The following is an 11,255-nucleotide window of genomic DNA, read 5'->3' as shown; positions in this document are numbered from 1 at the left end:
GGCATATAGTATACTATGGGTGTACGCAACGAAATCAATCGCTCGGCGGCGGGTATGACCGCCTCCGAGCGGAGGTGAAACGAATGAAAAAGAAATTGTTTATATCGCTATTGATAGTCAGCCTACTGTGCGTTTTCGTCGGTTGCAAATCTGAGCAGGCGCTCTCCACGCAGGAAGTGGCGGCCGAGAAGGATGCGGATTTCCAAGCGGCCGAGGCTTCCGAGTCTTACGTCGTCATCAACGAGGAGACGTATGCCGAGAAGGTGGACGTCACTTTGCCCGCTCGCTCGGCTTACGACAGCGACGACGCTTATGCGGAGGCCGTCAAGGCCGAGGCGTTGGAGTTGTTCAAGATCGCCAACGCCAACGACCAAAATTGCCTCATGCGTTTGGCCCTCACGCAGAACCTCGTTTCCACGGTGGGCGTTGACGCCAAGAATTTGGTCGTAGACCTCAAGAACGGGGAGGAGTATCTCAAATACGACTTCCAGCCCGACGTTAAGAAGTTCGGCATCACGGTGGACGGCCACGCCAAGGCCACCTACGCGCGTTTGGGGCTTGCCAAGGCCTACTACGTGGAGATCGGCGACAGCAAAATCGACGCGGATTGGAACGGCACCGCCTCTTTCGGCGATACCGAGGGTGAACTCACGGTAGACACCGCGCGTCTTTGCTTCCACGCTTCGCAGAAGCAGGCCTATTGCGTCACCGAGGCCGTCGTCAACCTCAAGACTATCCGATGCGCCACGCTTACCCACAACGACGAGGAAGGTTACTACACCATCGTCTTCGACCTCGATCCCACGTCTACGGGTGCCGCGCGCTACTTGTTGCCCAGTCTTCGCAAGAATTCGGGTATGAACAACGCCAAATATACGTCCATTACCGAGACCATCGAGATTTGGGACAACGGCTTCTTCAAGCGCTTCCTCAGCGTGGATAAGTGGAGCAGCAGCGTTATCACCAGCACCATCAACTTCGATACGGCCTACTACTACGACGCCGACTCTTGCGATATGACCAAGTACAACGCCAATTACTACGCCACCATCAAGGTCAAGGCCGCGACCGCCAACGCCGAGGCCGCCCAAGAGGCCACTCCCGCCGAATAGCCAATCGTTCGGCTGCCATCGGCGACCGTTTCGCACCGCGTGGCGGTACGTCGTTGCGCTTGCGTCCATATCCCGACGACTAGGTCCTTCGACTTCGTCGTTTAACGACTACGCTCAGGATGGCGCGTTGCGCCGATTTCACCCGTGCGAATGCGCGGATTTCTCCCAAGGCTACGCCTTGGATTTCACCCTCTCCCCGTAAGGGGAATGTCACTTCGCTGATAGGCGAAACTTCACGCGAAAGGAGTTTCTCATGGATCCCACCGCCATTCTTCAACCCCAACAACAAATCGAGGAATCCTTCGTCTATGCCGGACAATGCCCCCAAACCGTCGCCTCTCCCGAGGCGGAGGCCGCTATGGGCGCCACCCCCGACGAGCGCGGTTACTATCGTAGCCGTTTCGACGGCAAATTGTACGCCAAGGTCTACGTTCGCGGCACGGGCATGTTCTCGGACGGCACGCCCATGACTTTGGGCGAGAAACGCTATTTTCAGGTACAGCCCATCGCGTGGTACCCCTATTTCTTGTCCGAGGACAAGGGCATTCTCGTCAGCCGCCACGTGCTGTTCACTTGCCCCTTCGACGACAGTTCCAACGAGTGGGGCACGTCCTACGTTCGCAAGGAGTTGCAGAACTTCGCTTTGGCTTGTCTTGACGCCCGCACCAAGGCGCGCATCACCGATTTGGTGTTAGACAACGACAGTTTGGGGCAAGAGACCGTTCTGGACGGTCGCTCCGTCGTCCTTTCCGCCGACAACGCCCCGTGGTGCGTCCAACCCCTCACGTGGGACGGTGTGTTTCTCTTTTCCCGCCCCGAGATAGAGGGTATGCAGTCCCCCTCCCGTCCGTTTTCTCCCACCGATTACGCCCGCGCGATGGGCGCCGTCGCCACCCCCGACGGCCTCGGCACCGGTTGGCTTCGCACGGCCGACGCCACCGCCACCCGCGCCGCCACCTTCGGCTTCGACCAAATCGCCTCCCTCGTTCTACCCGACACCGGCCGCGAGGTCACCGACGAACTCGGCGTCCTTCCCGTCCTCAGCGTCACCATGCCCTGACAAATTGCGCGCATAGCGCTATAACTCGTCGCAAGCCGAATATAACTGTGCAAAGCCCAAAGACAATGGGGGCGAAAGGCAACCTTCACTTCCACCAAAAAAGGCAACCTCTGTGGTTGCCTTTTTTGGTGGAAGTGAAGGGAGTTGAACCCTTGTCCGCGCAGGACGTCACAACGCTTTCTACATACTTAGTCTTGTGATTTGATGTCGGAGGCGGTCGCCCGCAGACAGGCTACCTATCCCAAGCCGCTGAATTCCGTTACGCGCCACGCGGCAGGACGCGCCTCGGTTCCCTACACCTTATGATGCCACAGCCGCCCCAGTAGGCTTGACGGTGTGACAGTTCGCATTAAGCAGCGAACGCCAAAGATTGTTTGTTGTCGTTTCTTTGAAAACGCTTCCGTTTTTACGAAGACGAGCCTTCGGTATGCTTACGATGCCCCATCGAACGTGTCGAATACCAGAACACTCCCACGTGTTTCGATCGTTGCACTATATAGTATAATGCAATTCTCCCGTTTTGACAACCCTTTTTTGATTTTTATTCGCTCGCCCGCATATCGTTGACATTGAGCCGCTTCGTTTGGTATAGTAATAATGACGCATTTGCGGTCAAATCTTCTATTTGGAGAGAATTATGGACAAACTCAACCAAGCCATCAAGTACGCCGTAGACTGCCACAGCGCCCAACTGCGCAAAGGCGCGGCGTTACCCTACATTTTGCATCCGATGGAGGTTGCCGTCATCGCTTCCACCGTCACCGAGGACGAGGATACGTTGGTCGCGGCCGTTTTGCACGACGTCGTGGAGGATACCGCCGCCACCGAGGCCGATATCGAGGCGCGTTTCGGCGCCCGCGTGGCCTACTTGGTCGAGCACGACAGCGAGAATAAATATCGCGACTTACCCGCCTCGGCGACGTGGCAGCGGCGCAAAGAGGAGTCCATCGCGCGGCTCAAATCCACCGACGACTACGCTGTCAGGGTGATTTGGCTTTCCGACAAGCTTTCCAACGTGCGCTCCCTTATGCGCCTTCACGCGCTCAAAGGCGACGCGATGTGGGACGTGTTCAACCAAAAGGATCCCGCCAAGGTTGCCTGGTACTATCGTTCGGTCGTGGACGTTTTGCGCCCCACGTTCGAGGGCACGGAGGCGTTTATGGAGTTGTCGTGGGACGTAGACCACCTGTTCGCCGAAGTGTAGTCGGCAGGTAGAAGCACAAAGGAGATACTTATGGAATATACGCTCAAAGACAACGTCCTTACCGTTTATTTAGTGGGGCGGATCGACTCCCAAAATGCCGCCGAGTCCGAGGCGCAGGCGTTCGCCGTATGCCGTGCCAATCCCGCCGAAAAGGTGGTGTTGGACTGCGCCCGTTTGGACTACGTGTCGTCCGCAGGTCTTCGCGTCGTACTCAAATTGCGCAAAGCGTATCCCACGCTTCGCCTTGTCGACGTTCAACCCGACGTGTACGATATCTTCGAAATGACGGGCTTCACCGAGATGATGCCCATCGAAAAGGCTTTCCGCACGCTGTCCGTCGAGGGGTGCGCCGTCATCGGCGAGGGCGCCAACGGCAAGGTCTACCGCACCGCCGCCGACACCATCGTCAAGGTCTACCGCTGGCCCGACTGCCTGGACGACATTCGCCGCGAGCGCGAGTTGGCCAAGCGCGCCTTCATTTTGGGCATTCCCACCGCCATTTCCTACGAGGTCGTCAAGGTGGGCGACAATTACGGTTCGGTGTTCGAGTTGTTGGACGCCAAGTCCATCGCCGAGATTTTGGCCGCCGAGCCCACGCGCATGGACGAAATGGTGAATTTATACGTGGACTTGCTCAAAAAGATTCACGCCACCACGGGCGACCGAGCGATCATGAACGATATGAAGCGCACGGCAGAGGAGTGGGCCATCTTCGACAAAGATTATCTTTCTCCCGAGGCGGGAGACAAATTGCTCTCTTTGGTGCGCGAGATCCCCTTTTCGGACAAGATGATGCACGGCGACTACCACGTCAAGAACGTGATGATCCAGTCGGGCGAGGCCATTCTCATCGACATGGACACCGTCTGCGTCGGTCACCCCATTTTCGAGTTGGGCTCTATGTTCAACGCCTACAACGGCTTTGCCGCCATCGATCCCGCCAAATCCGTCGCATTCCTCGGCATCGAGCGCGACGTGGCCGAGGCCGTGTGGCGCAGGTCCCTTTCTCTCTACCTCGGCACCGACAACGACGCGGTCATTCGTTCGGTCGAGCGCAAAGCGGCCGTCGTCGGCATCATGCGCCTTTTGCGCCGCGCCGCCCGCCGTTCGGATTCTCCCGATTCCGCCGACGCCGTCGCCTTCTACCGCCGCTGGCTGGAGGAGCTTCTCCCCACCGTCGACACGTTGGTCTTAGAGTAACCGCCGCCCATCGTCGGTCGATCACGTCATCCTGTACCCTTGCGCAAGGCGCGTTCTCCACGTTCGTCATCCCGAGCCGCGTCGAGGGATCCCCTAAGTGACGGACAAGCCGTCATCCTGAGCCGCGCATCCTATGCGCGCGTCGAAGGATCCCATAAGTAGAGGCACTATCTCTCCGTCTGTCGCGATTGCCATACCCGATTGTTATCAAAAAGCCACCCAACGTGGGTGGCTTTTTATGCCATAATGCTATTTCGGTCGATTTTCCATTTCGATTTCGGCACTTTGGTTTCAAGATAAGATGCCTTTGTCGAGGCGTGTTCAAAGACTACGGTTTCTTCACTTCTTTTATCTCTACGTACGCCGTGTCCGGATTATCCTCGATAAACCTATTCGTCACTTCCACCTGATATTCCGTATCGTACGTTTCGGGGTGCGCGGCTTTGTATGCGGCAATAGCCTGCATTTCTTCTTCTACCTCTTCATTGATGCGTTGGTATTTGTCAAAGAAGTCTTTGTTTTGCGCAATAAATTTTTCCAATTCGTTCGGTTCGTTGCTCATACGCGCCTCCATCTATTATGATAGCGCGTTTCTTTCCGAAAATCAACCTACCCGCGCATAATAATCTTCTTTATTCCCCCACTTATGGCTCTTTGCTATGCGGCGGTCGTTTGGAGCGTGTTGCTTTCCCGCCTTTTCGCTTATTTGTCTATTGTTGTCTATTGACAATCACTTTTTCCATTGTATAATAGAAGCAAGCGTGCAAGCACGAGCGAAGCGAAGTATTTGCATAACGCTTGCGCCGCATTGCAACCGAACGCAGGGAGCGCAGCGACCAATCTATACGCAGTATAGATACCATTCGTAAGAATGGGCGTTCGTATGGTTGTATAATGTAAGTAGACTATCGTTTCCGCCGTTTTTCCTCGTATAGGGTAGGGCGGTCAAAGGAGTAATATTTATGATGCCCTACGTGTTTTTAGCCCTCGGCACCGCATTTTTAGCCCTCTTCTGCGTCGTGCGCGACCGCCGTTCGTCCGCCACGGCCATCGCCTTCAAGACGGTCACGTCTATGATGTTCATCGCCGTTGCCGTCGCGGCCATTCTTTCGCGTCCCGCCTGGTCCGTGCCCCTCGTACCCGCTCTTTTGCTCATAGGCGGCTTGGTCTGCGGTTTGGTCGGCGATATCACCTTGGACTTCAAGATCTTCCTCAAAGGCCTTTCCTACGACCGTGCCGAGCGCGACGCGGACATCATGACCTATTTGGGCATGGCGGCTTTCGGCGTCGGCCACGTCCTGTACATCACCGCGGGCGCGTTGCGCTTAGGGGGTGGACGTATGTGCCTTTTATGGTCCGCGCTCATTGCCGTAGGCTTGGTCGCCGCCATCTTCGCTCTTAGCGTCGGCGTGATGAAAATGCGTTTCGGCAAGTTCCTCATTCCGAGCGTTTGCTACGCCTTACTCCTGTCCTGGTTCGTCGTCTTTTCCATTTGGACGCTGGCCACCGTGGGGGCTACCACGGCCAATATTCTCATGCTGTTGGGCGCGATCTTCTTCATTGTTTCCGACCTCATTCTCTCGATGACCTACTTCTCCAAGCCCGAGGATTATCAAAAGACGGGCATGTTGCACCCCGAGAGCAAGCTGATGATCGTCTCCAACCACGTCACCTACTACGTTGCCCAATTCCTCATCGCCTTGTCCCTTTTGTTCATCTGACCAACCGCAGCGCAACGTAGTTGCCATTCACGGTATCCGAAAGGGTATCAATTCACGCTTAAACCACATCCGGACGGACGTCGGATTTCACCCGCTCGCGGTTCGAGCGGATTTCTCCCGCGTGACAACGCGGATTTCTCCCGAGGCTGTGTCTCGGATTTCACTTCGCCTTTAGGCGAAACTTCACTATGCCTATATGCGCCTCACGCGCATATAGGCACTTTCCTTTCTCTCCACGCCTCGAAGTAATACCCGTAGTCTTTTCCCGTTATCTCTCGCACGATATCCACAGCGACTTCTTCCGTCACCTCGCCACGTTTGCGTATCGTTTGCACGGATTCCCCTATACCGTCACCCCCTATTTCGCGCAAATTTACCCAAAACAATAGTCCTTCGTCCGCGAGTATATGCGCGTATGCCTTGCGTTTTTCGCCCGTATTTACCTCGTCTTCCTTTCCTTTATGCAGTACGCCGTACTCGTGTACGCGTTCCTTCGCCTCTTTCAGCAGGCGGTTTGCCTCGTCTTCGTCGTATGCGCGGTAGTATTCCCACAGCGTATATTTCGCCAACCCGCCGGCCAATCGCTCGTCGCCCGTCACCTTCCCCCATTGTCCCACGACTTTTTCGGTAATGTCGCGCAGATTCGCGTTTATCCCCGTCAGCCCTTTCACGTCCTCTTCGAGGTCTGCCATCACGGCCACCCGTTCTTCGCCGCAGTCCCCCCACAATTCGCGGGCCTTCTCGGCCACCGCGCAGATGGTTTGGTAGGTTAGGGCGTCCACGGTTTCGGCGTAGTATTCCCACGTCGTATCGCCCACGGTCGCGGTCTTTCGCACGAGATAGGGGCTTGCCAAAAGGACGAAGCCGTCTTTTGCGTTCACCATCACCCCGACCGTCTGCGCGTTTTCCCCGTATTCTCTCGTCAGGTCGCGCCCGTTCATCACCAATACTTGCGACTTGGGTGCCTCTATCCGTAGTCTAATGCTCCCGTTCGTCACTTCCCATCGTTCGCCGGCCTCGTCCACGGCTTGGCACACTACGGGCAGTCCTTTCACCATGCGCCTGTCGCCTTTTTGCGCGCACGGCATTTCGAAGTCCACTTCCACTTCTATGGTTTCCCCTTTGCGCATTTCCGTCGGTAGCGCCAAAAGGGTATATACGTCCATGGGGTTTACGCGCACGTCTTCGCCGTTTGCCCTTGCTTTCGTCACCGCCGCTTCCGACCGTAGCCGCACGACATCCACGCCGTCCGCCGTCGCCTCGTAGACGAATCGCGCCGTGCCCGTCGTCTTGTCCTCGGTCGGGACGAGGCGCATTTCCACGTCGTATTCAATCGCACGGGTGTCTTTCGGCTCCTCGTATGCTATCCTTTGCGGCTTTATGCACGCCGCCAAGCCTATCGCCGTCATCAGACAGCACGTTGCTATCGCCAATAGTCCCATTATCACGCGTTTCATACCCTATCTTATGAGGTTTCTTCTTGCGATATGTTGACTATGCGCGGCGAAAAGGGTATCATAATAATAGCCGCGTATCGAGGTCGCGGTAGGGGAGAGTACGCTATGGAAAAGACGCTTATTTGTATCGGCGGCGGCGAGTTGCGCACCAAGATGACGTTGGGCATAGACGCTTATTGCGCCACTTTGGCTTACCGCCACGCCGCGGGCAATCGCCCCAACGCCTTGTTCATTCCCACGGCCAGCCACGACAGCAAACCCTATTTCAACACCTTCCGCAAGACCTACACGTCCGTATTCGACGTCAAGGCCGACCTCATCCTCACCGTGCGCGGTGGGGAGATGAACGAGGCGGATATGGACGCCAAGTTCCAAGCGGCCGACCTCATCTATGTTGGCGGGGGTGACACTTGGTATATGCTGCAGGAGTGGCGTCGCACGGGCGTCGGTCGCCGCATCGTTTCCGCCTATCGTCGCGGGGTCCCCGTCGTCGGTCTTTCCGCCGGCGCCATTTGTTGGTTCGATCGTATGTACACGGACAGCCAAATCGTCGAGGGCTTGGGCGACGGCTTTTGCCTGATGGACGGTTGGGGGCTTTTGTACGGTATGATGACGCCCCACTACAATCAACGCCCCGAGTTCGACTCCGTCGTGTTGCGGGAGCGCGCCGCGGCCTACGCCATCGAGGACAACTGCGCTTTGCACTTTGCCGACGGTGTCATTCGTCGCACCGTCACCACGGGCGGCAAGGCCTATTATCTGGACGCCACGTCGGGCGAACTCGTCAAAACCGAAATAAATGTGCAATAAATTGCAAAACAATTGTAAAACGTATTGACATTGCGCGCATTATGTAGTAAAATACCTGTGAACTTGGCAAGAGATTGCCCCCGATACAGAATTATAATTTCCCCCTTATCATATAATTAGTGAAAAGGCTTGTGTCGATTTCTCCACAAGCCTTTTTGCTACCCATACGCGTTTCTTTGGAGTAGGGCACCACCCCTTCGTCACTCGTTTCGCCGCCCCCTTTTCGATTGCATTCTCGGTGGCTCTATCGCTCACTCACTCCGACGCTTTCTTTTCGTCGCCTTTTCCCATACACTGTTCTTTTGTATTCGATACCCCCTATACGTTGTCGAAAATTCGCGCACACAGCACGGTTTTGTCGTCGCTTTCGTTCACGAAAAGGGCGTCTTCCACGACGAGCCGCGCCATCGTGTTGGGATTGACGGTGGGGTTTTGCTCGATCATCCGCACCACGCCTTCCACACCGATACTTTCGGTGATGCCGTCCGAGCACATCACGATCATATCCCCCTCGGTTATTTTCACCCTGCTTATCTTGGGCGTCACGTTCTCCAATATGCCGATGGGCAACGCGCCCCCTTCCACGGTCTCAATGCGATCGGCTCGTCGTATCACGCTTTCGGGCGCGCCCAATTTGATAAAATCGGCCTGCTTGCGCCGCAGGTCCACCACGCAAATATCCAATGCTTGGAAGCTGTCTTCGTTGCGCACCACCAGCAATTTGTTGATGAGCGATAGCACGGCTTCGTCGTCTATGCCCGCCGTGTAGAAGCTTTCCACCAAGGACATCGCCGCGTTCGCGCCGCCCGACGCCTCTTCGCCGCTCCCCATTCCGTCGCACACCGCCAATAGGGTTTTGTCCGTCCCGAGGGGCAGCACCGAAAATGTGTCCCCCGACCGTTCGCTTCCCTTTTTCGTCGCCGTAGACGTTCCCGTGGCCACGCCCAAAGGCGGTGCGGTCACGTATCGCTTGCTCACCCAGCCCGACGAGTGATTGGACACGCTTTTCACCACCATTTTACCCAAATGCTTCTCCAATATCGCGTCCAACGCGGGCTTGTCCTGGTCGCCCGCCCGCACCACGAGGATGGCCGTCGCCAGCCCCTTGTCGCGGTAAATAATGCACTCCTTCGCGATGATATTGCCGTTCGACAGGTCCTCCAACAGCCGCTTTTCCTTCGTCGTGTCAAAGCTCACCACTTGTTTCACCTCGGCGGCGAGGTCGTTCATCATTCCCGACAGGCCGGACAGTTGCTCGCACATCACGCGCTTATTGTCGTCCACTCGGTCGGCCACCTGCTTTTTTCGGATATAGCCGTCCAAGAGGTCGCCGCAGGTCTCCACCACGCGTTTTTGGTAGGGGCAGTTTTCTCCAAAGAAAGAGGGCGTTTCCAATATTGACAGCCGTCCCGTATCCAGCGCCCGCGCGATAAGGTCGTACATGGCCACCGCCGTCGAAGAAGAGAGGGCGCGTTCGCATTTCGGACGGTACGCGCATCCCGCACAGCACGCCTTCGCCAATTCTTTTGCGAGTTGATTCTTGCTTTGTTCTATGGGCGCGAGGTTGCAGATGCCCCCCTCCAGCACGAGGCGCATATCCGTCAACACTCCCGCCACGCCCACCAGTTTTCCGTACAGATCCAGCCGATTTCGGTTGACGAGATAGCGCACGCCGATATCGTTTTCCGATTGCAAAAATCCCTCCCATCGGTTGCGTATTTTGTTGGGAATACAGGCGAGTATGCCCCCGCCCAAGGCAAACAAAATCGTATTTACAAAGTAGTAATCCGCGTACAGTTTCAGCAAAAAACCGCACGCGAAATCGGTCGCCGTCAGCACCGCCAAAGCAAAGACGGGGTGCTGATTGCGCAGTACGTACGCCCCCAATCCCATCACGGCCGCCACGGCTATATGCGCGGCGTCGCCCGTGGCCGCCCAAGCGCCCAGCCCCATCGCCATCACGGCGAACACGCCTTTTTCTCGTAGAACGCGCGGTGCCAAAAGGTACGCGAATCCCATCACCACCATACCCACCACGACGCCGTAGAGGCTTATGCGCACCATACCCATCGTCAGTACGGCGGCCAAAAATCCCATGCACAGTTCCTCTTTCGCGGTCATCTTATAGCGTACGCCTTTGACGAACGCGCAATGCGCCAGCACGGTACAGCAGTACGCGAACGCCGTGGACAGCACCAGGCTCAGCGCGCCCAACAGCAAGCGTTCTTCGTTTATTCCGTACACCAATAGCACGGGCGTTTGGCTCACGAACGCGTAGACAATGAGTTGCCAGGCCTTCATTCGTTTTTTGAACAGATAGTGCAGATAATAGGCCGCCGTCACCACGATTACGGCCGTCGCCGCAAGCAGTATAGATTGCCACCCGAATTCCCCGATAAGCGCCGCGGCCAACAGCATTGGCGCCAACAGCCACACGTTTTTCTTGCAGTACGCCAACCCCACGAAGACGCCGATTGCGAAGGGACGTACCCCCCTATTCGATGCCATCGAGGTCAAAATCATCAATAGAAAAAAGACTATGTATTGCAATATATCCGTCTTGTTTACTTTCCCTTGTTTCATTCCTTTGTCTTACCTTTTTCGTTTCATTCTTACAGTTTAACCCTACGTTTCCGCGCTTTTTCCGCGACCTTTGCCGAAACCCCGCTTTCTATGTCAAATCGCCGTGCC

9 protein-coding genes and 1 other RNA gene are annotated in these 11,255 nt (G+C 56.1%); 6 read left to right on the top strand and 4 right to left on the bottom strand.

The genetic code is table 11. The features are described 5' to 3' along the window. The first annotated feature begins 83 nt into the window (after positions 1-83). Together II896_07255 and II896_07250 are read left to right on the top strand one after the other, a co-directional pair. Positions 84-1,112 (top strand): hypothetical protein, encoded by a 1,029-nt coding sequence (locus tag II896_07255; protein MBQ4444433.1) that lies wholly within the window; start codon positions 84-86, stop codon positions 1,110-1,112. Positions 1,113-1,365: 253 nt separating this feature from the next. Next, a complete protein-coding gene (locus II896_07250) occupies positions 1,366-2,172 on the top strand; it encodes a hypothetical protein (GenBank protein ID MBQ4444432.1) in 807 nt (268 codons plus the stop codon). Between the two features lie 126 nt (positions 2,173-2,298). On the opposite strand, the gene ssrA is transcribed toward II896_07250, so the two are convergent. Continuing rightward, positions 2,299-2,645, bottom strand: a transfer-messenger RNA (tmRNA) gene (gene ssrA / locus II896_07245). Positions 2,646-2,809: 164 nt separating this feature from the next. On the opposite strand from ssrA, the gene II896_07240 reads away from it, so the two are divergent. Next, the gene (locus tag II896_07240) at positions 2,810-3,376 is read left to right on the top strand and encodes a bifunctional (p)ppGpp synthetase/guanosine-3',5'-bis(diphosphate) 3'-pyrophosphohydrolase (protein MBQ4444431.1); all 567 of its coding nucleotides are present in this window, start codon (positions 2,810-2,812) and stop codon (positions 3,374-3,376) included. Positions 3,377-3,406: 30 nt separating this feature from the next. After that, positions 3,407-4,576 (top strand): anti-sigma factor antagonist, encoded by a 1,170-nt coding sequence (locus II896_07235; protein MBQ4444430.1) that lies wholly within the window; start codon positions 3,407-3,409, stop codon positions 4,574-4,576. A 328-nt stretch (positions 4,577-4,904) separates the two neighbouring features. Here II896_07235 and II896_07230 read toward each other — a convergent pair whose 3' ends face one another. Beyond that, complete coding sequence (locus II896_07230; GenBank protein MBQ4444429.1) at positions 4,905-5,138, bottom strand: hypothetical protein; 234 nt, start codon at positions 5,136-5,138, stop codon at positions 4,905-4,907. A 400-nt stretch (positions 5,139-5,538) separates the two neighbouring features. Here II896_07230 and II896_07225 point away from each other — a divergent pair, with 400 nt between their 5' ends. After that, the gene (locus II896_07225; GenBank protein MBQ4444428.1) at positions 5,539-6,297 is read left to right on the top strand and encodes a hypothetical protein; all 759 of its coding nucleotides are present in this window, start codon (positions 5,539-5,541) and stop codon (positions 6,295-6,297) included. A gap of 203 nt (positions 6,298-6,500) precedes the next feature. Here the strand turns inward: II896_07225 and II896_07220 are convergent, their stop codons facing one another. Next, positions 6,501-7,754 carry a hypothetical protein gene (locus II896_07220; protein ID MBQ4444427.1) on the bottom strand — a complete coding sequence of 418 codons (1,254 nt, stop codon included), beginning with the start codon at positions 7,752-7,754 and terminating at the stop codon, positions 6,501-6,503. Between the two features lie 105 nt (positions 7,755-7,859). Between II896_07220 and II896_07215 the strand changes: the two genes are divergently transcribed. Beyond that, positions 7,860-8,564 carry a Type 1 glutamine amidotransferase-like domain-containing protein gene (locus II896_07215; protein MBQ4444426.1) on the top strand — a complete coding sequence of 235 codons (705 nt, stop codon included), beginning with the start codon at positions 7,860-7,862 and terminating at the stop codon, positions 8,562-8,564. Positions 8,565-8,882: 318 nt separating this feature from the next. Here the strand turns inward: II896_07215 and II896_07210 are convergent, their stop codons facing one another. After that, entirely contained in the window at positions 8,883-11,147 is a 2,265-nt protein-coding gene (locus II896_07210; GenBank protein ID MBQ4444425.1) for a SpoIIE family protein phosphatase, read from the bottom strand. Positions 11,148-11,255 lie beyond the last annotated feature (108 nt).

The organism is Clostridia bacterium, from assembly GCA_017394805.1.
In the GTDB taxonomy this organism is placed as follows: domain Bacteria; phylum Bacillota; class Clostridia; order Christensenellales; family CAG-1252; genus RUG14300.
This window is presented reverse-complemented; position numbering and strand designations above follow the sequence as displayed.

Bases quoted from the DNA above. Each gene is read 5' to 3' on its own strand.
- II896_07235 (MBQ4444430.1), top strand. From the start codon at position 3,407: ATGGAATATACGCTCAAAGACAACGTCCTTACCGTTTATTTAGTGGGG.
- II896_07220 (MBQ4444427.1), bottom strand. From the start codon at position 7,754: ATGAAACGCGTGATAATGGGACTATTGGCGATAGCAACGTGCTGTCTG.
- II896_07225 (MBQ4444428.1), top strand. From the start codon at position 5,539: ATGATGCCCTACGTGTTTTTAGCCCTCGGCACCGCATTTTTAGCCCTC.
- II896_07210 (MBQ4444425.1), bottom strand. From the start codon at position 11,147: ATGAAACAAGGGAAAGTAAACAAGACGGATATATTGCAATACATAGTC.
- II896_07255 (MBQ4444433.1), top strand. From the start codon at position 84: ATGAAAAAGAAATTGTTTATATCGCTATTGATAGTCAGCCTACTGTGC.
- II896_07240 (MBQ4444431.1), top strand. From the start codon at position 2,810: ATGGACAAACTCAACCAAGCCATCAAGTACGCCGTAGACTGCCACAGC.
- II896_07250 (MBQ4444432.1), top strand. From the start codon at position 1,366: ATGGATCCCACCGCCATTCTTCAACCCCAACAACAAATCGAGGAATCC.
- II896_07230 (MBQ4444429.1), bottom strand. From the start codon at position 5,138: ATGAGCAACGAACCGAACGAATTGGAAAAATTTATTGCGCAAAACAAA.
- II896_07215 (MBQ4444426.1), top strand. From the start codon at position 7,860: ATGGAAAAGACGCTTATTTGTATCGGCGGCGGCGAGTTGCGCACCAAG.